The following is a 25,347-nucleotide window of genomic DNA, read 5'->3' on the forward strand; positions in this document are numbered from 1 at the left end:
ATTTGACTAACCTTTAACAGAACCTTGCGCTAAACCAGATACCAATTGTTTTTGTAATACAATGAACAATGCGACAATTGGTACAGCGGTCAATAATCCACCAGCAGCAAACGCAGGCTGATTTAAAGTTCTAAAATCGTTAATCAGCGTAAATAGCCCTGCAGCTAATGTATAGGAATCTGGACTTGTTAAAAGCACTCTCGGTAACAAATAATCCATGAAAGGTCCGATAAAAGACCAAAGTGCGATAATGGCAAGCATTGGTCGTGCAATCGGCATGATAATGAGTCGATACACTTGCATATTAGAGCAACCATCAATTCTTGCTGCATCATCAAGTTCAGTTGAAATCGAGTCGATGTATCCTTTTAAAATAAACGTATTACTTGCAATTCCACCACCTGCATAGATAAGGATGAGCATCATTTGTCTTGAAAATGCTGGTACAGAGGCGAAAATAATCGAGTGAATTGTGTAGTATGCTGTAATACCTGCAAAAGCTGGAATGGTTTGAATGAGCATAATCGCCATTAAAGATGCTTTACGTCCTTTAAACCGATATCTTGAATAAGCAAATCCTGTGAAGCTTACGATGATTAGTGTCAAAATCGCTGTCGAAGCTGCAATAAAAATCGTATTTTTTACCCAAGTAAAATAGAGTGTTTTAGTAAACAAATACTCAAAATGCTTTAGTGAAAATGCAAAATTACTATTTACCATCAGATACTGACCTTGCTTACCATTAAATGCAGAGATGATCATATCCGTTAATGGGAGCAAAATCACAAGTGCCCATGCAAATAAAACAGCATATGAAAGCACAAGCATGACAACTCCAGTTGCGCTAAGTGGTTGTCGATCAGATAAATAGAGGCTATTTTTTTTCTTAAATAGTTTCATTATAATCGTTCCTCCTTAAACGCCTTAGAATTTTTAAATCCAATAAATGCAAATATCATGAGTCCTATCGAAATAACGATGGAAATCGTCGCACCAATGGATTGATATTGATTTTCCATGGTGAGTTTATAGATATAAGAGATCAATAAATCTGTACTTCCCGCAAGATTTCCGTATTTTGAAGGATTAAATGGTCCTCCGCCATTGAACAAATAGATAATTGAGAAATTGTTAAAATTAAATGTATACTGACCCACTAACAATGGCGCTGTTTGGAATAAAACGAGTGGAATTGTAATACGTTTCAATTTTTGCCATTCTGTTGCACCATCGATCTGTGCTGCTTCATATAAATCTCCAGGAATTGCTTGAAGAACTCCTGTTGATAAAAGAAATACATATGAGCTTCCTAACCAGGTTTGAAGCAAAATCAATACCACTCGCGCTGCAGTCGGATCATTTTTTACTTCTATGCTGTAATGGAAAACATCACGTAATGTCGTGGTAATGACACCTTGAGGCGAAAACATGATACTAAAGAACATAATGGTAATAAAAGCAGGAACAGCCCATGGCAACAAATAAACGATTCTAAAAAATGCTTTTCCCTTAATTCTTTCATTATTTGCAATAATTGCAAGCATAAACCCAACTGCAATGGCAAGTGTCGTTGCTACAACCGTCCATATAATAGTCCACCACAAGATTGACCAGAACACTGAACCTGCAATACCAGAACCCGTTGCTATTAATTTATAGTTGTCGAATAACACCCAACCAAATTTCGATTGATGTTTAGGATCCATACCGGTAAATGACAATATAACAGCAGTTGCAATTGGCACAAGTACGATAAATACCGTCAATATAAGTGCAGGTGCTGAAACGAGATATGGAAAACCATCTTGTTCAATTTTTGTTAAAGTTTCAAACATATTTTTAGGACGTACGCCTTTAATCATGTCCTTTTCAACTTTTTTAACATCTGAATATGATAACAAATATAAGGCAACAGCAAATATCAAGAAAAATACTGCAATAATCCCTTCGATCATAAAAATAAGGGACTTATCAATTTTTAAGCCATCTTCAGCAAGTGAGATTAAACCTGCAATTCCATCTCCCTGATAATTGCCATATCCAAGTGCATACGGAATCGCAATAACATAGATAAACAAAGTAGCAATCGCAAATAACAATGCTTTAAAGTATTGTTTATTCAATAATTGGCCTAATCCTGGAACTGCAATTGTTAAAAGTGACACAAACGGATAGCGTTTATTCAATTCAATAGGTGTTTTTCTTCTCACATCTGATATATTAGATTTAAGAACATTGAGATCTCGTCGGATTCCCTTACTTAAGATATACCGTTTATTCCCAATAAGCTCACGCAATGATTTCTTATCAGAATGATAAGACTGTAATACTACCGCTTCTCTTCTTTTAAGTTTCAATTCCTTGATTCCGTTGACTAAAGCTTTCTCAGAAATCAATCCATTTTTTCTTTTTTCTTTCAATTTGAGTTTTGATTTTTTGAATAGTTTATTTTGTTCAATTTTAAAATTTTTAAGTACTTCTTTGGCTTTTTGTTCAGAATCAGCACTTACTTGACTTAATTTAAATTTTGCTTCTTTTAATTCTTTAGTAGTCAAAATGTATTTTGAAATCACTTCTGGTAATTGTTTCATCATAATTTTGTTAGATTCATATGCGAGCTGCGCATCATAGCTTAAAACGACATAATTTTGATAAAACTTCGTTTTTTCTTCACTTTTAAACAAATTCATTTTCATTTGCTTTAATTTCCACGAATCTGTTTTTGGAAGAGAATCTGCAAATACTTTAGATTTTGCATTCAAAGTATTTAAGAAATTTTTCTCTTCTTTCTTATATGCCATTAATTCCAATTGATATGGATGATTTTTTTTGTTTTTAATGAGTTTACGTTTTTCAGAATTATTTTGTGCTATCGCGATTTCTTTTATAAACAAGTTTTTCCTGACGTATTGATTTCCAATATCGTCATATACGAATTCAGCGTATTTACCCACGACAGACCCACCTTTACTTAGATTTATTTTGTTTAACGACATCTACTAGAGACAACAAATTGACGATCAAAATAAAATATCCGCCTAATTGCAGATAAAAAAATACAGAGAACAATTGCATTTGAACTAGCGTATATGCCATTGAACCAAGTATTAAGACCGTCCACATAAAAATATATAGATAATTAATTCTCACTTTTACATATGCATAATATGTATATAATGCAAAAAAAGCAGGAACGATTATTTTCATAAAAAAGACACTTAAATTGCCGGTAACATATGTCCCTAGCAACGTTTGTGTATCACCTGTTAATTTTGAGATTTCCACCCATTTATCAAAAAGTGCTTTGTCTTTGACCCGAAACATCACATCTAACGAAGCCATTACGACGATCAAAGCGCAAGCAAATAATAACCAATAAAATGTTTTTGTAGGAAGTTTTGCATTTGTGTTCATCGCTGTCTGATTCATACAGTTTCCTTTCAAAAATAAAGAGAAGAAAGGCTAAACCTCTCTTCTCTTTTTATTTCTAGAAGTTTAGCATCATAGCTTTGAATGAAGCCTGAACTTCAGCATAAGCTGCTTCAGCTGTAGCTGGTTTCACTGCAGACCATGACAACAATGCATTTTGCCATGTATCCCAAACGCCGCCCCACTCGCTAAATAATGGTCTAGCAGGTGCATCTTTGTAAGACTCAAGAACAGCTGCGATAACTGTTTTGTCTGCATCTGATAAATCTGAAGCTGCATAAACAGATGGATCTACGTTTTCCATGATTTTTCCAGTTGCTTTGAAGAAATCAACTGCATATTCAGTATTTACTAATTCTTGGATTAAAGCTTGTGAAAGAGCCATTTTTTCTTCATCGCCCTCACATCTAGCGTTGATACCTAATCCCCAGCCACCTTTCCAGTGAAGAAGTGGTTGGCCGTTGAATGTTAAGTCAGTAATTGGTAAGATGCCTAAATCTGCACCGTTGTTAGCGAATCCAGATAAGTTTCCTGTAGACCATGGTCCATCAATACGAACAGCAGTTTTTCCGCCTGATGTAAATTCAGTATCCATGTAACCCCAAGCAGCATCTTTATCCCATAATGATGTACCAGCTTCTGAGTGAGCTTTCCAGTAGTTGAATAATGCAGTAAATACAGCTTGTTTTTCAGCTGGAAGGTCTTTCCAATCAGCAGTTAAATCTGAGTATAAATTGCCATCTTTGTCGTGACCTAATAATTCAATGTTTGCTGTGTTTGTTAATGCAACACCAAACCATGCATTAAATGCAGGAATTAAAATAGCTTGTGGATCTAATGTTGTAAATTCCATTGCTTTTGTAGTGTCAACGTTTGCTGCAGTAGCATTAGCGTTGTTTACAAATGCAATAAGTGTTTCAATGTTCATTGGGAAAGCTAAATATGAATCATCAATTTTAAAGTTTCCACCTAAACCAGCATTGTAATCAGCAAATCCGCCAACGATAGCTGCCATAGCTTCAGCATCCATTGCTGCTAATGCTTGTTTTTCAGCTAAGCCGTAAATTCTATCAGCTGGAAGTGCAAATACGTCTGCTACGTCAGTATTTGTAACATCAGTTTTATCAATTGTATCTAAGTGATCAAATGAACCCACTTCGATAATTTCAATTTTTGCATCAGGATTGTTTGCAATCACTCTGTCAATTGCAGCTTGATAATAAGCCATCCAACCTGTTTCAGCTTGTACTGTAATTGAACCAGTTAAACCAGCTGCTTCTGTAGCTGCTTCTGTTGTTGTAGCATCATCTTTAGGTTCTGTTACTTCATCTTTCTTAGTACATGCAGCCAATGAAAATACCATTACTGCGACAAGCAATAAACTTAATAACTTTTTCATTTTAATCCTCCTACATCTCCCTTTAAGAAATCTTTTGCATACATTTTCGATGCAAAATTGGTGACTTTGATATTTTTTTACACATTAATGCGCAAATAAACGTTTCAATTTGTGCATGCGTTTGCACATTATTTGTAAAAAAATATCTCTAATCACGCTCATTATAACTTCCTGTTTCACGTGATGCAATATTTTTTAACATTTTATTCATTTTTTTTGTGTTTTTTTGTGCAACCGATAGCACAATATATTTTCACACAATTTGAATACAGTGAAATAAATACCCTAATCCCTCGTTTATAATCTTTTATTTATTCATTTTTCTTCTCACGACTCTTTACCATCTTTATGCAACTAGATGCGCATAATACAATAAACAAACCCATGCATAGAAGCATAATTCTACATGTAAAAAGGTCATTTTTAAGCATTTCTGCCGGATTCATCAGCTGACAAGGCAGAGAACGAAGTATAAAATTTATAAAATTTCGATCGTCTGAAATTGGAATAAACATCGGAATGATTATGACAATAATGGATATAATACAGGTCAATAATGTTCTTTGAGTTCGATTTGAAAGGAAAACAACTAACATTGCCATGAACAAATAACTTAAATATGACAAAATTGAGCATAAAATAAAACTTTCAAACATATTGAGTGATAACGGAGATGTAAAACTAAAAAATTGAACGCTTACATTATAACCTGTGGTGCTAAATTGAGTCATGAAGACAAAAACATATACCATCAGAGATACAAGATAAAAGCAACTGCTGATTATAAATGCACTTATTATTTTTACTCGACCCAGTTGAAGATTACCTTTTAATGTACAACGTAGCAAGGCACTCATACCAAGTTCTTTTTCTGACGAAAATATTCCAGCTAAAATCACCGTAACCATCATAGTTATTGAAATATTGAAAATCCAAAGATTATCAAATAGTTTGCGCCATCCTAAATGATCACCATAATATAATGGATGTTCTGCAGTCAACGCATTACTTTCATCATTGTACTGAGTACGATCCTGATAATACATATAAAAATTATGAACTTCTTCGTCAGAAATGGACAGTAATGCATTTGGATTATACTGCCCTTTTTCTGAGAATGCCTTGCATAAAAATGAAATAATTTCTGATTTAGGTTGAATTTGTTCTATGTACACTTCATCTTTCAAAGTGCCTTCAGCAGAGAAATTATGTGGATTGTCATAAATCAAACGAACATCGGCAACTAAATTTTGTATCGTCTCTTGATCTAAAACGCCATTAAGGAAATTTTGGTTTTGATGTATAAGTTGAATTGCTTCTGATCCACTTGCCTCTAATTCTAATGTGTCATAAGTTGTCACTTTAACACTTACATAGCATAAACTGAATAGGATTATACTCATGATGATGCTTGTTAGATAGGTTTCTTTTCTGCATATAATTTTTTTCAATTCATATTTTAAAATGGTTGTCACAGGCTACCTCCAATTTTGTTATTGGGTTGATGATTTTGATATGCTTTTGATCCAATAAAGTATACTGCGCTTATAAACGCTACACTGATGCAAAGATCCATCCAAATTCTTGAAAAGCTACGTCCCAAAATGATATAAAGACTATTTAGTCCAAGTGTCTCATAATAATTCATTAAATGAGTTGGTAAAATTGAATAAAAAGCCTGTATAATGCTCATTTCTGTATAATTTGATAATCCAATAAATAATGGCAACAATAAAAATAACCATCCAAAAATAAATGACATTGACATCTTTTTAAACATAATAGAAATAAAATTGATGATACTCACATAAATTAAGCAACTTACATAACCCATCATGACACAAACACCATAAGCTTGTAGTGCATTTAGCGCATAAGGTGATTGCCATTGCATTAATTGAAACGGTACTTCATATCCTGTAAATCCATATAATGAGAAAACGATTAGTGAATACAATATAATGACAGATCCATATACGAATGTCGTCACTAAAAAAGTAATACCGTATTTTACTTTAAAGTATTTTTTTCGACCAATTGCCGTACTATATATAAGTTGATCCATTCCACATTGGTAATCATATGTAAAAATAGGCACAACAATAACGGTCAATGTTGCTGCTATTGTCAAAACTATCAACCGTAAAAGCCCAATAGCAACTTGCCATCCGTCGTGATAATTAAACCAAAATGGTATTGAAATTTGATTTTGCATTTGCATTAATGCTTGACAGGTTTGCTTTGAAGCACTATTCGAACGAATCATTTCACTGATTCTCACAAGCCGTTCTTCATAAAATTTTTGAATGCTTTCTTCATCTAGATAATCCATCATATCTTTTGTACTATCTGCACGTTCCACAAATGATGTCGAGTATGTTGAATGTATATAACGTTCAAATTTAACAAACGGTTTCCATTCGTTTTGATATACGGAAGCTTTTAATTCACCATTTTCATAGTTCTTAGATTGATGCATAATCGACTGATAATGCTGAATTACTTCCCTTATTTTTTGCTCTGACATGTAACCCGCTTGTTTTTTTAAGCTTACATTTGGTGGTGTTTCCACGAAGGTGATGACAATAATACTCAACATGAGTGCTATAAGGATTACGACAGCCATTAAATTAAGCGGATTTTTAATCAACTTGATCCATTCGTGTTTTGTCAGTTCAATTTTTTTCTGTTCAATTTTTTTCTGTTCAATTTTGTTCAAACCTTCCTTCGATCTGTTTTTATTCATCGCCTTACCTCTCAACAACGCTGGTTTCAAATTGGGACATATAGAGATAAACGTCTTCTAAGTTGGGCTTAACATTTATAAATTGTTGAAATGGTTGAGTTTTAGAAATAATCCTCAACTGAACCTCATCATGATACTGACGTTGATGGCTGATACAAAAAGTGTCTACCATTTGCAGCGACTCTTGATAAGACACACTTCCATGCCATACTTTTCCATTGATGCTTTCAACAACTTGTTTAATAGTGCCCATTTTATGTATTTTTCCTTTATTAAAAAGCACGATGTGATCTGCAATTGACTCGATGTCCGATACGATATGAGTTGCTATGATGATAATTTTATTTTTCGATAAACTCGACAATACACCTTTAAGCCGTATGCGTTCTTTAAGGTCTAATCCAGCGGTGGGTTCATCTAAAATCAAAACTTGTGGATCATTTAATAAAGCTTGAGCAATCCCTAACCGTTGTTTCATCCCCCCTGAAAATGTCTTTATCTTTTTATGGGCTACGTCTTGTAGCCCAACTTGACTGAGAACTTCATGGATCTGTTTCTGTTTAAGTTTTTTGCAAATCCCCTTAATTGCAGCCATAAAGTCAAGAAATTCAATAGCTGTAAGATTTGGATAGTAACCAAATCCTTGAGGTAAATATCCCAGGTGATTAAAATAATCTTCTGATAAGATTTTGTAGGATTGACGATTGACTCGAATTTCACCACTACTCGGAGTTAAATTACCACTTAGTATTTTTAATAGTGTGGATTTTCCCGCACCATTAGCACCTAAAAACCCATAAACTCCAGGATCAAATTTGATATTGAGATCGTAAATTGCCTGATGATTGCCATAGTATTTTTCAATATGAACCAGTTCTAATTGCATGTTTTCCTCCCATAAAAAAAGTCACTTTAATTTGATAACAAAATCGTATCAAACTAAAATGACTTTTCTTATAATATATTAAGATTAGTTTTTAAGAAAAAACTTCTTTTTTCATACAAATTTCTAACATTTAAACAGCTGGATCTAACTCAAACTGACTATTATATAGATCTGCATAAAAACCTTTTTGTTCTAGAAGTTCAAGGTGTGTTCCCTGTTCCACAATGTCTCCGTGATTCATGACTAAGATCAAATCTGCATCTCGAATCGTCGACAAACGATGCGCGATGATGAAGCTCGTTCTATTTTCCATCAGTCGCTTCATTGCTTGTTGTATTTGAATTTCAGTACGTGTATCGACTGAACTCGTTGCTTCATCAAGAATCAATAACTTCGGATCTGATAAAAATGCCCTAGCAATAGTTATTAATTGTTTTTGACCTTGTGAGACATTGGATGCGTCTTCATTGAGGATCATATCGTATCCTCCTGGAAGCATATGAACAAAGCTGTCTACGTGAGCTGCTTTTGCAGCTTGAATCACATCTTCATCTGAAGCATTTAAATTTCCATATCTTATATTGTCGCGAATGCTTGCATTATAAAGCCATGCGTCTTGAAGCACCATTCCAAATTGATCTCTTAAATCATGTCGTGTAAAGTTTTTGATATTATGACCATCTAGACGAATTTCACCTGAATTGACATCATAAAATCTCATGAGAAGTTTAACCATCGTCGTTTTCCCAGCGCCTGTAGGTCCGACAATTGCCACTTTTTGACCTGGTTTCACCTTCACTGAAAAATCATTGATGATGGTTTGATCTGCTTTATAGCCAAAGTGAACATGCGAAAATTCTACTTCTCCTTTTACATGTGAAGCACTCACAGCGTCGCTTGTATCTTCGACTTCTTCTTCTTCATCCATAAATTCAAAAACGCGTTCAGCAGCAGCTACGGTTTGTTGAAGGACGTTGGAGATGTTTGCAAGTTGGGAAAGTGGTTGTGTAAAGTTTCGAACATATTGAATAAAAGCCTGAATATCCCCTACTTTTAGTGCATTGTTCACTGCAAGGTAACCCCCGAGCACGCACACTGCAACATAGCCAATATTGCCGACTATGCCAATCATCGGCATCATGATAGACGATAAAAACTGTGCTTTCCATGAGGTATTATAGAGTGCGTCATTATATGCATCAAACTGCTGGATGCTTTTTTCTTCACGATTAAAAGCTTTGATGATGACATGTCCAGAATACATCTCTTCAATGTGACCATTGACATTTCCAAGTAATTTTTGTTGCTCTTTGAAATATTTCTGAGATTGTTTGATAATCATCGTCACCAAAAATAATGACAATGGAATAATCATCAGTGCGACAAGTGTCATCATCCAGCTGATGCTAATCATCATTGCGAGAACACCTACTACCGTTGTAACTGAAGTAATCATCTGAGAAACACTTTGATTGAGCGTTTGACTAACCGTATCGACATCGTTTGTCACTCTTGAAAGAACTTCCCCGTAATTGGTGTCATCAAAATACTTAAATGGAATACGATTGATTTTATGACTGATATCTGTTCTCATCTTATAGCTGATTTTCATTGAGACGCCAGACATAATAAACCCTTGAATATAGGCTAATATCGCACTTGTCCCGTATAAAATAATGAGGAGCCACATAATCTGTGCGATATAGGTGAAATCAATTCCTAATGACTTTCCAGTTACTTGCTCGATAAATCCTTCAAATACTTCTGTTGTTACTTTACCGAGTAGTTTCGGACCTACAATTGAAAAGATCGAACTTGCTATTGCGAAAAATATCACCAATACAATTTTAAATTTGAACTCATTTAAATAATCAATGAGACGCTTAAATGTTCCCTTAAAATCTTTCGCTTTTGCACCACCCATCATGTGCATTGGACCTCCCATTCCAGGTCCTTTGCTTTTGGGCTGTTTAAACTCTTTATTATCACTCATGCGAGTTCCTCCTTGCTCAATTGCGAGAATGCAATTTCTCGATACGTTTCACAAGATTCCATCAGCATTTTATGTGTTCCAACACCCACAATCTTGCCTTCGTCTATTACGAGAATTTGATCTGCATTTTTAATCGTCGCGATCCGCTGTGCAACCAAAATAACCGTTGCATCATTTGTCTGAGTTTTAAGGGCACGTCGCAAGGCTGCATCGGTCTTGTAGTCAAGTGCGCTAAAAGAATCGTCAAAGATATATATTTTAGGTTTCTTAACAAGAGCTCTCGCAATGGAAAGACGTTGTTTTTGACCACCTGATACATTTGCGCCACCTTGTGCAATTGGAGCTGCCATACCTTCTGTTTTTTCCTCAATAATCTCATTTGCTTGTGCGATGTCAATCGCTGTCATAAGCTCATCCATCGATGCATCATCGTCGCCAAACTTCAAATTACTCTCAATACTTCCACTGAATAAGGAGGCTTTTTGAGGCACATAGCCAATCATATTCCTAAGTTCTGACTGCTTAACCTCAGAGATGGAAACACCATCAATTTGAATTTCTCCTGAAGTAATATCATAAAAACGTGGGAGTAAATTTACGAGCGTTGTCTTACCACACCCTGTGGATCCAATAATCGCTGTGACTTTACCAGCTTCTGCTGTAAATGATATATTCTTCAGCATATCTTCCTCAGCACCTGGATATCTAAATGTCACTTCTCGATATTCAACCTTACCCTTGCCATTGTTCGTCATTGATTTCGGTTTTTCTGGATCAAGTATGGTCAATTTTGTATCAAGTACTTCATTGACACGCGCAGCACTTACAGAAGCACGAGGCACCATAATAAACATCATCGATAAGAATAAGAACGACATCAAAATCTGTATAGCATATTGCATAAATGCCATCATATCACCTACTTGCATCGCTGAATCGGCGATTTGATGCGCACCTACCCAAATGATAACAATCGTAACGCCATTCATGATGAGTGACATAACCGGGAATAAAAAGACCATCACGCGGTTCACAAATAAGTTGGTTTTGGTCAAATCTGAATTGGCTTTCTCAAATCGCTCTGTCTCAAATTGTTGCGTATTGAAAGCACGTACGACCATCATACCCGTTAGGTTTTCTCGAACGACCAAATTGAGTTTATCAATGAGTTTTTGTACAGCTTTAAATTTTGGCATCGCAATGGCAAATACGACCATGATAATTCCCATGAGTAGGATTACAGCCAAAGCGATAATCCATGACATGGAAACACTTTTATCAAGTGCTTTGAAAACGCCACCAATTCCCATTAACGGCGCATAAAATACCATTCGAATCATCATGACCATCAAGGTCTGTATCTGTGTAATATCATTGGTACTTCTCGTAATCAATGAAGCTGTTGAAAATTGATCAAACTCTGCATTTGAAAAATTCTCAACTTTTGTAAAAATAGCTTTTCTAAGATTTCTACCAACTCCAGAGGCTACTCTCGCTGCAATCAGCCCCACCAAAATTGAAGCAACTGCCCCAACAAGTGAAACTAAAAGCATCATGCCGCCCATCTTGATAATATAGTTTCTTTGAATGGATTCAAGATCCGCACCTAAAGTTTCAACATACATCGTCGTTGCTTTTTCACCCATTTGAATGAGTAAAGAATCTTCCATAGACTCGGCATCAAACGACGTTCCCGTCTGCATTGCATTGACACTTAAAAATAATCTCGAAATCGTTAGTTCAATTAGTTCAGTTTTATCATCAGATAAATCTTGATCAAAATCAAAATAATAAACGGGTTGCCCCTCTAGTTTGGTATACGTTTTAGATAGATCATCATAAAGCTCCGCATCGCTGCCCTCTTGAGATATCAGCGAATAATGCTCTGTCAAAAGATCTCGATCTTCTTGACTCAGCATTTGCGTCATCATTTCAAAATCCGTTTGTTTCATGACTTCTGGAATGGCCTTTTCAACACCGTTATTTTGAATCCCAGTATTCACGATGTCTGACATATAATCCGGTAGTGCTAAATCTGCATTTGCTTGAAGATATAAAAGTGCAATTGCTACAAGCACCCATATTGCAAAAGGCTTTAAAAATTTAATTAACTTCATACACACGCTCCTTAGTTGTCGTTCTTAATGATAACTACTCATTTTTACACCTATTGACTCTTAAGTTCATATCAACAGCGACTTGATTTTTTAATATATCTTCAAGCAAAGTCAATGACTGTAAAATAGAATCAATATTATTTTCAGTGGCATCGATGATGCGTTTACCAATCTCGAACTCGATCTGTTTAAATTTCTCAGAAGTCTGATTTTTAAACGTATCCGTCAAATGAATCATGATAATTCGTCCATCTTTTTCACTTTTAATACGCTCAACGACACTTGCTTTTTCAAGTCGATCTAAAATGCTCGATACCGTACTCATGGACAATCCCATTTTTTGACTCACATCGCTTACTTTTAAATCGCCATTTCTCATTAATATACCCACAACCATGGCCTGTGGCGCAGTTAAATGAATATCACGAAAAATACTTTCCATGGCACTATGCATAATTTCATTGATTGATTTAATTTTAATAAGGACATCATGGCCTTTACTTAAATCTTCCATAAGTCAACCTCCACATATAGTAGGACAAAAAAATATTTCGAATACGAAGTTTCGTATTCGAAATATATTGTATCGCTCTTTTGAAGTTTTTACAAATGAATAAATTGTGAACAATAAGTTGTGAACAATAAGTGTGAGCAATAAGTTGTGTGCAATAAATCGCCCTTAATTGCTAAAATATTTTAAGATCGAGTCTGCAATATTGTTTGCCAATGCTGCTTGTTCCTTTGAATCCGCGAGTAATTGAAACTCATCAGGATTTGGCATAAATCCTGTTTCAAGTAAAACTGAAGGTGCCCACGTCCCGCGAACCACATAAAAGTTCATGTTTTTGACCCCTCTACCCGTTCTTCCTAAATTCATCGTGACATTGGATTGAACGGTATCTGAAAAGCTCTTTGCAATTGGATCTTTGTAATAGGTGGTAAATCCTTTAATCGTCGCTAAATTTCTCGTATCTTCAAGACTATCTGCATGGATGGATATAAACATATCCGGACGTGATTCTTTTGATAATTTCAACCGTTCTTGAAGCGTCACATATTGATCACCTGAACGCGTAAGAATGACTTTCGCGCCTAGTGACTCTAATTTCAATTTTAATTGAGATGAAATATCAAACGCAACAGCTTTCTCTGGTTTCAATGCACCTAATAGTCCAATTGCACCCGAATCCTTGCCACCATGACCTGGATCAAGTACAATCACAGCCCCCATTAGAGGCAATTGACTGCTTCTTGAGTAAGCTTTAAACTTTTTATTCAACACTAATTTGTAGCCATTTGTTGCTTTTTCAATAGAGTACCCAGCTAATTCTTTTGGATTTGCAAAGTTTAAATCATACGTCGTCGTATTTTTATCTGTCTTACTGACAACAGATGATACAAAACTCATAGTCGGTAATGGTACAGCAGACGCTGACTGCGTTTGAGAAAAAGTCACTGTCAATTTTTTACCATCAAAATTCGCAAATGCAAGCACGTTACTTTCCATATTAAATGTTATGGAATCCGCCGTATTAACACCGACAAAATCAGTATTTTGCGAATACTCCGCACTGGTAATTCGGTTGTTAATAAAAGACTCTTTTGTGGTGACCGCATCCTTTTTCACCCAAACCCCAGAGGCTAATCGATAATAACTAGAATACTCGCCAGTAATATAATCTGTCATCCCTTTATTTAACAAATATTGCGCACCATCTGAACCATATGGATTCGGATATGAATCTGTATAGTCCTCTTTAACAACTGCTAAAAAAGGGGCCATTTCCATAGCAATTTTAACGGATGCAGGAGCTGTCGTAGAATACGTTTGTCCATTATAAGTCATGCTATACACAGGTGCTCCCAAATCTACTATCTGGGGTGTTCCTGTTAAAGTATCCCACTTTTGATTAAGTGAATACTCTGTTGCATAAGCACCTTTTAGAGTCGTCGATGCTACTTTGGGATTTAAGCTGAAAGTCTTACCAGCCAATGTAACACTTACTTTTGCACCAATTGGCGCTTTACAATAAAACGAAATATTTTCATCATTTGTGAGCATTCGAGTATTCTGCGGCCAAGTTGAAGTGATTTGTATCGTTGACATAGGGGTTGCTTTTGAAGTTGTTCCAGTCGTTTTAGTGATTTTTCGCGTGAGTTTAACGCCATTTTGTTCAAAGGTAAATGTATTTAGTCCATTTTTTAATGGAACATATACACCAAAATATCCTTGATAAGTTCTTGATGTCACTTCCACTCCATTAAGATAAAGTGGACTACTTGGATTCGATGCACCGCCAATATAGTATGAAGCTGCTGTTGTGCTGATATTTTCACTAATAGGTCTTCCGATGACAAAATTAGTTTGAGTCGGACCTGTAACTGTTTGATCAAAAGAAGTCTTGATGATGTTTTGCAGTTCACGATTGTCTCTTATGAACGCATACCTAAAAAAGATACTGCCATCAATATTGGTCAATTTTTGATTGAGTGAAATTTGTTTATAGATTTCACCCACGCCATACCAAGGGCTTTTACTGTCCTTATCTCCTACTCGATAGGCTGCATGACCAATGTATAATTTTACATTTGTTCCGTCTACAACTTGATTCCACCATTTAGTTAATACAGCATAATCTGCAACGCTATAACCTATGTTCCAATAGATTTGAGGTGCAATATAGTCGAGCCAGTTATTTTGAACCCATTTTTTGGTGTCTGCGTATTGATTAAAATACGATTCATTCCCACTTGTAGCACTACCGTCTTTATGATTTTTCTGATTTGCCCAGATACCAAAAGGACTTACGCCAAATGCCACGCTAGTATCAATGGAATTGATCGTCGTATTAATTTCTTGAATAAGTAGATCTACATTATTTCTTCGCCAATCTGAAAGCGTTTTAAATGATGAACCATAGGTTGCAAATGAAGCGTTATCGTTAAATGATGTACTTGGATAAAAGTAATCATCTAAATGAATGCCGTCTACATCATAATTTCGGACGATTTCCTCGATGCTTTGGACAATATATTGACGCGCTTCAGGAATCCCCGGATTAAAATATAAATTACCATCTGTATGTTCAACAACCCATTCAGGATGAAGTTTTGCAGGATGATTTGAAGCCAGAGAATTATAGTCAAATGAAGGATCCTTCGATTCTTTTCTAGTGATTCTATATGGATTGATCCATGCGTGTAATTCTATGCCATTTTTATGTGCTTCTTCGATCCAATATTTGAGCGGGTCAAATGATTGATCCGGTGCGACGCCTTGTTTTCCCGTCAAATACTTTGACCAAGGAAAATAAGCAGATGGATAGATGGCATCAGCTGCAGGTCGTACTTGCAGAACAATTGCATTTAAGCCTGCTGATTTAACATTTTGAATAATCGACTGCGCTTCTTTTTTGAGCTGTTCACTACTAGTTGTCCCCTTGCTTGGGTAATCCAAATTGAGCACAGTAGTCACCCATACTGCACGAAAATCATCAAATGTCGCATCCGTTTTAGCATTTGCATAGGTCGTCTGAAATCCATTAGAGAACAAACTAACGATCATGCATAAAATCAGTATCAATGTTGTCTTTTTCTTCATATGCGTTCCTCACTTAATACGTTTTTTATCATTCTATCGAATAACGACGTAAAATACTTCATTTTCATGGTTTCTTAATGGCTTTGTAACACAATTATAAAATTTTCAAGAGATTTTTCCATTTTTCAATCTGATACTCTTTTGTACAAATCGCATCCGGTAAGATACCGATTTCACAGATAACTTCAGCATGACGCTCTATATCCTCGGGTCTACCTTGTAGTTCTGGAGAAACCAGACATATTTTGTATCCCAGTTCATGGAGTTCATTCATGATGTCTCGTGTTAAGATAAATCGCGTAAAACAATCTACCCAAACCCATTTAGCCTTACCCTTCATATGTCTTAAAGTATCCATGCCTTCAAATTCAGATAGGCGAATGGCGGTATTTTCTTCACCTAATTGAGAGAGTAAATAAATCATTGGGAATGATGAATCTAAAAAGAAATAGTCCTTAACGCCTGCGTTTTGAATCATTTGGAGGACTTGATGTTCGATGCGTTCACTCTTAACATTTAAAATCAACGTACCGTGTTTATAGATCTTTAAATAGTCCTCAAATCGTTCCCCCATGACATAAGGGTCATGTGACAGGATGATTTCATTGCCAAAATCTCTCAAATCTAGCTCAACACCGAACTCGAAAGGGGTATTTTTAAGTGCTTCAATCGTGTTAATGCGATGACTGATAAATTCCATATGCCCTCCACTATCCTTTTCTGAGTCTTTTCTTAAGTTCCACACTAAAAGTCAATGTTCGCTTTATAAATTTCCATTTTGCTTTAAACGTTTGGTCATTCCACTTTGATTCCCCGTGAATTCTTTCTGTAAATAACACTGGAAAACGCACGATTTTCAAGCCTTTTCGTTTTGCCATATAGTACATATAAAGATCCAGTGAAAAATCATCCGGAAACATCTCTAAACTTTCAAAATAGGATCTCGGAAATAGGTTCGGTTGGGCATTAATATCCCATAATGGTGTTTTAAGATAGAGTGTTTCAAATGCACTCATCCCAACTGTGAAAAATCGATCAATAAATGGCCGCTTTTTACGACTGCCCTTGACATATACATGGCGATCTGACATCTCCATAATTGCATCATATGCTTTGATGACATCCATTGGATCTGTCTGCATATCTGCGTGTGTCCATCCAATAAACTCTCCTTGAGCAGTTCTTAATCCAGAGACGATGCCATAACCATACCCTTGATTCACTGGTACTAGGGTTGATTTTGCAAATTGATATGAAGGCAATAATGAATCAATGACTTGTTGACTATCATCAGTAGACCCATTATTCACCAAGATCAGTTCGATCTGACGCGTATCTATGCACTCTGAAAAACGCTTTAATATCAAAGGAATATTCTTGCTTTCATTATAACAAGGCACAACAATTGACAATTTCATACTGTTTTCACCTTTCTATACACCCAAAATTTTTGACCCAAATAATTTAATATAATACTTGTAGCTGTAGCAACTCCAAATGCAAAGATCACAGGCATTCCGATCCACACCACAAATGCATTCACTGCGACATTTGTTATAAATGTAGTGGCATATAATGCAGAAAATTTTACAAACGAAGTCGATAGGCTTTGATCCGACTTAAATGTCCAAATTTTATTGACAATAAAGGAAAAAATTGCGCCTAAAATATATGCAATTGCCTTTGATATCGAAAGCTCCACTTCCAAAACATGAAGCATTAGCATGTGACTGATAAAATCAATCCCTACAGCGCCACCACCTACAACTAAATAGCGAAAAATTTCTGTTTTTAAACATTTTTTAATAAAGTCCATCAAGTGTGCTCCCTCGTACGTAGCTTGTTATTTTAGTCTATGATTATCTGTAATCTTGTTCAAAAGCGTATGCACGCTTTATTAAATCAGATTTTTGTGCATCAGGAATCATCGGATCTTTCATCATATCGTAAGGATGAAAAGCAGCCTTGTGGAAGAAACTTTGCCAATAACAATACGTCTTATAATCATTTGGCGTCCCCCAACTTTCATATGCACATTCCATTGCATATCCAGTGAGGTTCATTTCGCCTAAAATTCCCATGATAGAATCCACATAGAACTCATTATTCACACGTATGTTCTGACTTTTCAGATAATCGACAGCTAATATAAAGTCTTTTGCACGTTTAAAATAGAAAGCGCCAACGATGGCATGATCATTCATTGGTTGGGCTGACAATGGTTTTTTAACCGATACGCCCAAAATGCGATCATTTTCATCCGTTTGTACATACCCGTAACCATTAGGATTACTTCCTACGGTTGGATTGTGTTTAAATGTAAAGCAAATTACATCGGCATCTTTTTCTTTAATAAAATGCGTTAACCTGTCTTCATTCATAATCAAACCATTATCACATGCTGCGATTAAAAGTGGCCACTCATAGTCGGATTCACATATGCCTAAAGATGCAGTTATCGCCTGCCCTTCTGTAACTGCATCCAGCCTATAAATAGTTGTGTTAGGATAATCATTTTTAAGAAGTATATCAATTTGATACGCATCGCAGTGCTTCTTAAGTACCACAAATGAAGCTTTATCCGACTTTGGATACGCATCAAATGCTTGTTCAATCATAGGTTTTCCGGAAACTTCAATTAAAGGTTTAGGTAAGTCATATCCTTCATTTTTAAATCGTTGTCCCTCACCAGCGAGTGGAATCAGATTGAGTGTATTGGAAATAGGCATTTTAAAAGCATTTGAATGGATCAGCTGTTTAAAATACTCCGAGTGATAAATATAATCTTCTACGTCTTCTGGTGTCCCCCACTGTAACATGTGTTGAATTTCGTAGATGGAAACTTTTAAACCATGTTCAACGAACAAATTATAGACAACGGATACATAAAACTCTCCATTGACGTGTAAATTTCTCTCAACGATCATGTCCATGTACTTTTTCATGATGGCTCCGGTTCTAAAATAATAGGTTCCAGATGATGCATATTCATTCATTCGATTGTCTGTAAAAGGCTTTTTCTCTTGAATTTCAAGCATCCACTGTTGATCGTCTCTCATAAACGCATAATTCGTCGTTCCTAACATGTGTGGATGAAATCCTTTATATGCTGGAACTGCACCATCTGCATGTCGCTCTCTCGTGTGGCGTTTAAAATCTTCATAATCCCAATAGCACCCAAAATCACAGTAATTTACAATGACTTCATCTTCATCTCCAATGAGATCGTACACTTGTTGAACGGCATAGATGGGTCCTTTTTTATGAGGATCAATGCCAACAATGGTACATCCCGGTGCTAAGGATTCGAGTACGGTTCTCATCTTGGTCGTTTCAAGATGATCATTTGCGCAAATAAAAATATAGTCATCTTCTTGCGAAAACATATCGATAACATGTCCGATAATTGGCTTGCCATCCATTAAAATTAATGGTTTTGGGTCTTCATACCCTTTATTAATAAAACGTTGTCCCCTTCCGGACATTGGAACGATGATTTTCATAACAATTCCTCACTTTTATCTATTTTTACGATATTTTTCTGCTTCCCAGTTTACAAGAGTATACCGTTGTTCATCTGTCAAAACCACCAAATCATCTTTTAATAAGGTTTGCAATCTCCATTGCACAGTACATACATCTTGTACATCCATACATTTTTTTATAGACTCACCTACAAAATAGAGTGCATTGGAAAAAACAATCATTTTGGGATACTCGTCATAGGTATCTTGATAATGTTGCATTTGTTTTATGATATTCTCTAAGAATCTCTCATTATCGTCTAAATGTTGCATGTTTGTAAGGCAATTCATTTGTTCTATGTTGAGATATAATGGCGCTAACCCGCAGAAAACAACAGCATCTGGAAAACTTAAATCAAACGACGTACTCAAGGCCATGGTATCAAGATGTCGATCTTCATTGAGTCTAACAAAGAGTCGCTTGTCTTTCCAAACAGATTTTAACCCTAGTTTGATCCAATACGCCATTCTATATGCCTCATCAAAATTTTCAGGAAGATTCATTTTAGATTTGATGCTCGATTCTATAATGATCATGTGATTCATGAGCGTTTTTTCGTCGTCACTCGCTACGATTAATCCATGATTTTGCATGATAACAGTTGTTGGGAACGCTTGATAAACTGCTTGATATCTTTCAATGTGTTGTTTCATACTAAGCGCTAAATCTATTCCCGGTTTTTTATATGGAATGAGGAGCGTCGATTGTTTCATCCAATATGGATCTGTGAATTGTCCATGATAATCTTCTACAAATGTCTTCGAAGATGCATATACAAGTGTGGTCAATGCATGCACATGAAGGACATACGTTTGAGGCAACAATGCATGTAAAAAGGTTTCAATACTCGGACGAAGTGTACCTAAATTTGCCTCTGAAACTTTGGCATTTATATGGGATTCATCCTGAGTAGATAGTTTACCAGATTTTACATCTTCAAGTACTTGAAGAATCATTGGCACACTCACTTTTGTATACCCATTGTCTGAAGTGACATCAGACATAAGAAAACCGGATGCTTTTATCAACATCTCGGTTTGTTCACCATTCATAAATTTTGCTGACGCATTGCCACCACCAGCTTGTATCATGTCAAGTGCATCTGAGACAACATCACAAACAGCTACAAAAGATTTGATAGTATCATCAAACGTCCTATGATTCAATTTTGTCATAACTTCCTCCTAATCTTTTAGCCAATGGATGATTTCGTGAAAACTCTGTTTCACATAAATACCTTTTTGCAAATCTTCTTTCTCGGGATCCCCTTTGTACAAAATACTGTCAATGCCCATTGCAGATGCACCCAAACAGTCTTTTTTATAAGAATCCCCAATCATCAAACACTCATGAGGCTGTAAGCCAAGTTTATGAAGTGCCAACATAAACATATAAGGATGGGGCTTTTCGTGCCCAGCTTCTTCTGATGTCACGATGTGATCAATCCATTCATCCATACCAAGTTGAATGAGTTTCTCATATTGAGGACGTATATAAAAATCGGTTACAAGGCATTTAGGAACATTCACCTCTTTTAAAAAGGTCAATGCATCCGCCTCAGGCTTCATGAGTTCAAAATAGTGTGCCCAATAAAAATCATCTAACTCGAGTGCCGTTTTCATGTCAAATGCGCCAATTTTTTCTAACATCATTTGAAAATAAATGAGTCGATTATGCGAAGATGCCGTACCATTTAATCGCTTGTGATTCTCTTTCTTAGCGTATTCATATAACGCGTGCGCATCCTCAACAGTTAATCCAAACTGACTCGAGAATTTATCCATCGTTACTTTCAATGCGCCTTCATGGACAAGTTCGTAATTATATAATGTATGGTCTAGGTCAATAAGCAACCCTTTATATGTCATATTCGTCTCCTTTTTTCATATGATGACCTAATAATATCAATAAAACCAATTGTATAAAGCCATGATGTCCCTCTTGCCATTCAATCGTATGTCCGTTGACAATTTCTTCAATATTCTCAATCACGCCTTCAGCAACTGTCTGAATTTCGTCTTTAGTAATATGTTCTTTCAATATAATGTGTTGATACTTCATATCGGCATCATACACATGTTCAATCGTATGCCCCATACTTTCAAACCATTCCACCATCCACTCTACGTCTACATCAAGTTTTAACATGAGTTTTAAGTGTAGATTTGGATTCGTGCTCGGATTTCCAATCTCAAACGATTCCTCTGTAAAGTAACGCACGATTAAATCTGAATATGCCATCTGTGGATGAATATACTTTTGTGCATCCACTTCACGCATCGTGATTTGCTCCATGATTTTATCCATAGAGTATCCTCTTAACTCTGTATCTCTGAGAATTTTCCAATGTCTTCGCAAGGATTCTTGTGTATCCAAATAAATCTTGATATCAATCAACTTGCGTGTTTGAGGCAAATAAAAGGGATGTAAACCCGCGACTAATATATAATCGTTCGAATAAACTTTCTTAGGTGCTGTGAACTGTCCCGTATGATGATCGTACTCAACGCGCTCGATATTGACACCATTTTTTAAAGCTTTTAAATATTGCGCTTGTCGATATAAGTAATTTGCTTTTGGATTTAAATGCGTAATGGTTTCCCAGCTTTGATCGCCTCTTCCCCATTTATGATCCCCATCCGATTCAATTGGCACGATATTATCCACGCCAAGCAACTGTGTAATGGTATGCTTGAGCGTGCTTTTACCAACGCCGGAATCACCACCAATTCCAATAATCGTTGCATGTTCTCTTTTTTTATACACGCGATTCGAGCGAATGCCGTACTTGTATAAAATATAGACGATGAACATCAGAATGCCTTCAAATGTTGTAAAAATAAGATTTTGAATATGAGGATCCACATGAGAAAAATCTCCCATAAAACAAATCAAGTACACAATTGATAACAAGCTGCTCAACAAGTATGAAATTTTGTGACGATCAAGTAAGCTGATAAATAATACCGAACATAAAACCACGCTCCAAACATACCAATTTTCAGAAGGTGGTACTAATATAACAAAAACTGAATAAACAACCGCTAAAAAATTGTGAAACAAATCCTTATTGACCTTTTCATACATCAAGAAGCGCGCGTAAATAACAAGCAGTGCTAAATACGCAATATAAATATGATATTGCCCCATCGGCAAAATGAGATCATATAGCAAACTTTGTTGAGAATTAAAGTACACCATTTTCAGGTAACTCATACTGGTAATAAACGGAATAGAAATCACAATCACAGATGCAATAAACACTGAAACAAATTTTGCGATGACTTTAACGTGATTTTTTTGATCATTTCTGTAAATGTACACGACGACCAGTGGCAACGCAAACATCATGGGAATTTTGATGCTAAACCCAAGCGCTAAGCTCAGTGCGACTTTCACATAATCTCTTTTTTGTATCTCATAAAGTGCTAAGAGCATAAATAAAAGTGCGATTAAGTCTAAATGCCCCAAATAATAAGTCGCATAGATGACTATTGGCGAGAGGAAAAAGAAAAAAATCGTCTTAAATTGTTTATTTGGAAACATTTTGTTCAGAATTTTAAGTGACCCAAGATCCGCTATGAGGAGCGGTGCAATATAAAGTGCATTTTTAATCAACTGAGGTGCATTCTCCCATAGAATCAGTGGCAATTGAACAATTTTATAGATATACAGCATAAGCGCTGGATAGGGAAAGATATGCAACTGACCTTTTAAATAGTATTGATCCCATGGCGACTGCCCCAGTTTAAATGAAGCGACAAAATCAAACATCTCATTGACGCGCACGACATCAATCAAGAAAAGTCCTATGAGAATTTTTAATATAAGCGTGGCAAGTGCGAGTAATTTAGATTTTTTCATGATTTGTCACATTCCTTAAACTCGAGATTTCAAATAGGATAAATAATGATGTAAAATAGCTCCACATCAGTGGTTCCACCATATAGCGCGCTTGAATTTCAAATACACTATGCAAAAGCATAAAGGCACTTAAAATCGCAATTGGCATGATGGCAATCGGTGTTTTTCTTTTAAATCCAATAACGGTTGCAATGACCGTCATAAGATACACTAAATATTTAAAGATACTCATCCACTGCTCTTCAACTTTCTCATAATGCCTTACAATTTCCAAATCGAGTTCTGTATAACTTCTATGTGTCACACCAAACGCTAATAATTCTCTAAAGGAAAATTCATCATAACGTAAAACATGATCCCATTTGCACAAAATAATCTCTGCAATGTAGCGTTTGCTTTTTACTCCAAGATGTCTTTGAACCACTGTGATAAGTGAATCATCAAGTTCTTCTAAAGTTTTATCATACGCTTCACGCGTCCATCTTCCGCACATATTCCCTGTGGAAGTATACAAAAGTCCCGTATAGAGTTGAAGACGTCCTTGTCTTTGCACATCTATTTGTCGATCAGACTGCATTCTTAAACCAATCTCGGTGATAGCTGCAAAACCAACTGAGAGACATATCACAATGGCAATCCACCGCACCCATTTATCTCTTGTGAACGATTTAAAACGAAACAGAACCAATAGTGTCAAAATAATCCCTAATGCCAATCCGGTTTTGACACGTAGCGCTACTGCTAAAAACAAAAAAATGCCAAACAAAATCAGATTGCCTTTGTTTTTACGAACCATATAGTTCGAAAGCATTTTTGCTGAGATTATAAGCAGTGCAACATTTGGAAAATCCGCATTTACCATACCTGCATAGCCTGCATTCCACAAGCCAAAAATCGCCAGACCAAAAGTCATAAGGAGTTGACCTAGGATGCACCATTTTGAAGCAAACTTTTTAAAAGTCAACCACGATCCCATGTAAACAAATGCATAGAAAATCGAGTTGACAATAAGCGCAGACCAATAGGGCTCAATTCCCATCATTTTAAAAGGCGCATAAATGAAACCAATGATGCCGCCTTTATGATATATTGAAAGATCACCTGCGAGATTCCAGTAATAAATAAAATCACTTGTTGGCATCGGCTTAATAGAATCAACCACATAGTAACTCAATTTTAAAAACCAGACGAATACAGCAGTATGTAGGATAAATAACCCCGTCTGAATGCTGTGCTTTTCAATATATTTTATAAACCGCTTGATTAACTGACTCATAATCCCCCACAAAAAATTTAATATATGATTAAGATACTAACATTTGCTATACTTGCGTTTGCTATACTAACATTTGCTATATTTACGTTTGCGATACTTACGTTTGCGATACTTACGTTTACTAACTTGCATTAGTTTATTTAAAACTACTCACAAATGTGTGCCATACCAACTTCGATGATCTTTTTAACGTGCTCATCATCTAGTGAATAATAGACAGCTTTCCCCTCTTTTCGACTCTTGACCAATCGCGCTTGTTTTAAGACGCGTAGTTGGTGAGAGATCGCACTCTGAGTCATCTCTAAAACATAGGCAATATCACATACGCAAAGTTCGTGATTATAGAGAGAGGTTAAAATTCGAATACGTGTTGTATCCCCAAAAACTTTAAAAAAATCTGCTAAATGATTGAGTTTTTCTATAGATGGCAGCTGCTGAATTACTTCTAACGCTTCAATTTCGTGGACAGTTGCACATTCGCATCGTTCTTCATTTATTTTAGTCATCTAAA

The 25,347-nt window shown here is 35.9% G+C and carries 20 protein-coding genes; all 20 read right to left on the bottom strand.

Annotation, left to right across the window (positions count from 1 at the left end; all coding sequences use genetic code 11):
- Nucleotides 1–6 precede the first annotated feature (6 nt).
- The 20 genes from ACZ41W_RS03855 to ACZ41W_RS03950 all read right to left on the bottom strand — a co-directional run bounded on the left by ACZ41W_RS03855 (nt 7) and on the right by ACZ41W_RS03950 (nt 25,342).
- Complete coding sequence (locus ACZ41W_RS03855) at nt 7–900, bottom strand: sugar ABC transporter permease (protein WP_464313565.1); 894 nt, start codon at nt 898–900, stop codon at nt 7–9.
- Entirely contained in the window at nt 900–2,954 is a 2,055-nt protein-coding gene (locus ACZ41W_RS03860; protein ID WP_464313566.1) for a carbohydrate ABC transporter permease, read from the bottom strand. Before ACZ41W_RS03860 ends, ACZ41W_RS03855 begins: the two co-directional genes overlap by 1 nt.
- A gap of 13 nt (nt 2,955–2,967) precedes the next feature.
- Nucleotides 2,968–3,429: a hypothetical protein gene (locus tag ACZ41W_RS03865; RefSeq protein WP_464313567.1), complete on the bottom strand. Its 462-nt coding sequence runs from the start codon at nt 3,427–3,429 to the stop codon at nt 2,968–2,970.
- A 58-nt stretch (nt 3,430–3,487) separates the two neighbouring features.
- Entirely contained in the window at nt 3,488–4,828 is a 1,341-nt protein-coding gene (locus ACZ41W_RS03870) for a sugar ABC transporter substrate-binding protein (protein ID WP_464313568.1), read from the bottom strand.
- Nucleotides 4,829–5,139: 311 nt separating this feature from the next.
- Nucleotides 5,140–6,303: a hypothetical protein gene (locus ACZ41W_RS03875; RefSeq protein ID WP_464313569.1), complete on the bottom strand. Its 1,164-nt coding sequence runs from the start codon at nt 6,301–6,303 to the stop codon at nt 5,140–5,142.
- Nucleotides 6,300–7,574 carry a hypothetical protein gene (locus ACZ41W_RS03880; protein ID WP_464313570.1) on the bottom strand — a complete coding sequence of 425 codons (1,275 nt, stop codon included), beginning with the start codon at nt 7,572–7,574 and terminating at the stop codon, nt 6,300–6,302. The genes ACZ41W_RS03875 and ACZ41W_RS03880 overlap by 4 nt, the downstream gene beginning before the upstream one ends.
- Before the next feature lie 4 nt (nt 7,575–7,578).
- Nucleotides 7,579–8,460 carry an ABC transporter ATP-binding protein gene (locus ACZ41W_RS03885; protein ID WP_464313571.1) on the bottom strand — a complete coding sequence of 294 codons (882 nt, stop codon included), beginning with the start codon at nt 8,458–8,460 and terminating at the stop codon, nt 7,579–7,581.
- A 130-nt stretch (nt 8,461–8,590) separates the two neighbouring features.
- Entirely contained in the window at nt 8,591–10,453 is a 1,863-nt protein-coding gene (locus tag ACZ41W_RS03890) for an ABC transporter ATP-binding protein (RefSeq protein WP_464313572.1), read from the bottom strand.
- Nucleotides 10,450–12,570 (bottom strand): ABC transporter ATP-binding protein, encoded by a 2,121-nt coding sequence (locus ACZ41W_RS03895; RefSeq protein ID WP_464313573.1) that lies wholly within the window; start codon nt 12,568–12,570, stop codon nt 10,450–10,452. Before ACZ41W_RS03895 ends, ACZ41W_RS03890 begins: the two co-directional genes overlap by 4 nt.
- A 34-nt stretch (nt 12,571–12,604) precedes the next feature.
- Nucleotides 12,605–13,084 carry a MarR family winged helix-turn-helix transcriptional regulator gene (locus ACZ41W_RS03900; RefSeq protein WP_464313574.1) on the bottom strand — a complete coding sequence of 160 codons (480 nt, stop codon included), beginning with the start codon at nt 13,082–13,084 and terminating at the stop codon, nt 12,605–12,607.
- 165 nt (nt 13,085–13,249) lie between these two features.
- Nucleotides 13,250–16,171 (bottom strand): family 10 glycosylhydrolase, encoded by a 2,922-nt coding sequence (locus ACZ41W_RS03905; protein WP_464313575.1) that lies wholly within the window; start codon nt 16,169–16,171, stop codon nt 13,250–13,252.
- 94 nt (nt 16,172–16,265) lie between these two features.
- Nucleotides 16,266–16,871, bottom strand: coding sequence for a PI-PLC domain-containing protein (locus tag ACZ41W_RS03910; RefSeq protein WP_464313576.1), 606 nt, complete (start codon nt 16,869–16,871; stop codon nt 16,266–16,268).
- A 10-nt stretch (nt 16,872–16,881) separates the two neighbouring features.
- The gene (locus tag ACZ41W_RS03915; protein ID WP_464313577.1) at nt 16,882–17,589 is read right to left on the bottom strand and encodes a glycosyltransferase family 2 protein; all 708 of its coding nucleotides are present in this window, start codon (nt 17,587–17,589) and stop codon (nt 16,882–16,884) included.
- Nucleotides 17,586–17,987 (bottom strand): GtrA family protein, encoded by a 402-nt coding sequence (locus ACZ41W_RS03920; RefSeq protein ID WP_464313578.1) that lies wholly within the window; start codon nt 17,985–17,987, stop codon nt 17,586–17,588. The genes ACZ41W_RS03915 and ACZ41W_RS03920 overlap by 4 nt, the downstream gene beginning before the upstream one ends.
- A gap of 43 nt (nt 17,988–18,030) precedes the next feature.
- The gene (locus tag ACZ41W_RS03925; protein ID WP_464313579.1) at nt 18,031–19,674 is read right to left on the bottom strand and encodes an NTP transferase domain-containing protein; all 1,644 of its coding nucleotides are present in this window, start codon (nt 19,672–19,674) and stop codon (nt 18,031–18,033) included.
- Between the two features lie 15 nt (nt 19,675–19,689).
- Complete coding sequence (locus tag ACZ41W_RS03930) at nt 19,690–20,871, bottom strand: class II aldolase/adducin family protein (protein ID WP_464313580.1); 1,182 nt, start codon at nt 20,869–20,871, stop codon at nt 19,690–19,692.
- 9 nt (nt 20,872–20,880) lie between these two features.
- Nucleotides 20,881–21,564: an HAD family hydrolase gene (locus ACZ41W_RS03935; RefSeq protein WP_464313581.1), complete on the bottom strand. Its 684-nt coding sequence runs from the start codon at nt 21,562–21,564 to the stop codon at nt 20,881–20,883.
- Complete coding sequence (locus ACZ41W_RS03940) at nt 21,554–23,560, bottom strand: hypothetical protein (protein ID WP_464313582.1); 2,007 nt, start codon at nt 23,558–23,560, stop codon at nt 21,554–21,556. Before ACZ41W_RS03940 ends, ACZ41W_RS03935 begins: the two co-directional genes overlap by 11 nt.
- Entirely contained in the window at nt 23,547–24,836 is a 1,290-nt protein-coding gene (locus tag ACZ41W_RS03945) for a hypothetical protein (protein WP_464313583.1), read from the bottom strand. The genes ACZ41W_RS03940 and ACZ41W_RS03945 overlap by 14 nt, the downstream gene beginning before the upstream one ends.
- Nucleotides 24,837–24,982: 146 nt before the next feature.
- Nucleotides 24,983–25,342, bottom strand: a complete 360-nt coding sequence (locus ACZ41W_RS03950) for an ArsR/SmtB family transcription factor (protein WP_464313584.1) — start codon at nt 25,340–25,342, stop codon at nt 24,983–24,985.
- Between the last annotated feature and the right edge of the window lie 5 nt (nt 25,343–25,347).

It is taken from the genome of Fusibacter fontis, assembly GCF_055378735.1.

What these genes read in the sequence shown, in the direction of transcription:
- ACZ41W_RS03905 (WP_464313575.1), bottom strand. Translation starts at nt 16,171, where the DNA reads ATGAAGAAAAAGACAACATTGATACTGATTTTATGCATGATCGTTAGT.
- ACZ41W_RS03855 (WP_464313565.1), bottom strand. Translation starts at nt 900, where the DNA reads ATGAAACTATTTAAGAAAAAAAATAGCCTCTATTTATCTGATCGACAA.
- ACZ41W_RS03940 (WP_464313582.1), bottom strand. Translation starts at nt 23,560, where the DNA reads ATGAAAAAATCTAAATTACTCGCACTTGCCACGCTTATATTAAAAATT.
- ACZ41W_RS03915 (WP_464313577.1), bottom strand. Translation starts at nt 17,589, where the DNA reads ATGAAATTGTCAATTGTTGTGCCTTGTTATAATGAAAGCAAGAATATT.
- ACZ41W_RS03925 (WP_464313579.1), bottom strand. Translation starts at nt 19,674, where the DNA reads ATGAAAATCATCGTTCCAATGTCCGGAAGGGGACAACGTTTTATTAAT.
- ACZ41W_RS03930 (WP_464313580.1), bottom strand. Translation starts at nt 20,871, where the DNA reads ATGACAAAATTGAATCATAGGACGTTTGATGATACTATCAAATCTTTT.
- ACZ41W_RS03945 (WP_464313583.1), bottom strand. Translation starts at nt 24,836, where the DNA reads ATGAGTCAGTTAATCAAGCGGTTTATAAAATATATTGAAAAGCACAGC.
- ACZ41W_RS03890 (WP_464313572.1), bottom strand. Translation starts at nt 10,453, where the DNA reads ATGAGTGATAATAAAGAGTTTAAACAGCCCAAAAGCAAAGGACCTGGA.
- ACZ41W_RS03900 (WP_464313574.1), bottom strand. Translation starts at nt 13,084, where the DNA reads ATGGAAGATTTAAGTAAAGGCCATGATGTCCTTATTAAAATTAAATCA.
- ACZ41W_RS03870 (WP_464313568.1), bottom strand. Translation starts at nt 4,828, where the DNA reads ATGAAAAAGTTATTAAGTTTATTGCTTGTCGCAGTAATGGTATTTTCA.
- ACZ41W_RS03880 (WP_464313570.1), bottom strand. Translation starts at nt 7,574, where the DNA reads ATGAATAAAAACAGATCGAAGGAAGGTTTGAACAAAATTGAACAGAAA.
- ACZ41W_RS03935 (WP_464313581.1), bottom strand. Translation starts at nt 21,564, where the DNA reads ATGACATATAAAGGGTTGCTTATTGACCTAGACCATACATTATATAAT.
- ACZ41W_RS03910 (WP_464313576.1), bottom strand. Translation starts at nt 16,871, where the DNA reads ATGGAATTTATCAGTCATCGCATTAACACGATTGAAGCACTTAAAAAT.
- ACZ41W_RS03885 (WP_464313571.1), bottom strand. Translation starts at nt 8,460, where the DNA reads ATGCAATTAGAACTGGTTCATATTGAAAAATACTATGGCAATCATCAG.
- ACZ41W_RS03865 (WP_464313567.1), bottom strand. Translation starts at nt 3,429, where the DNA reads ATGAATCAGACAGCGATGAACACAAATGCAAAACTTCCTACAAAAACA.
- ACZ41W_RS03950 (WP_464313584.1), bottom strand. Translation starts at nt 25,342, where the DNA reads ATGACTAAAATAAATGAAGAACGATGCGAATGTGCAACTGTCCACGAA.
- ACZ41W_RS03920 (WP_464313578.1), bottom strand. Translation starts at nt 17,987, where the DNA reads ATGGACTTTATTAAAAAATGTTTAAAAACAGAAATTTTTCGCTATTTA.
- ACZ41W_RS03895 (WP_464313573.1), bottom strand. Translation starts at nt 12,570, where the DNA reads ATGAAGTTAATTAAATTTTTAAAGCCTTTTGCAATATGGGTGCTTGTA.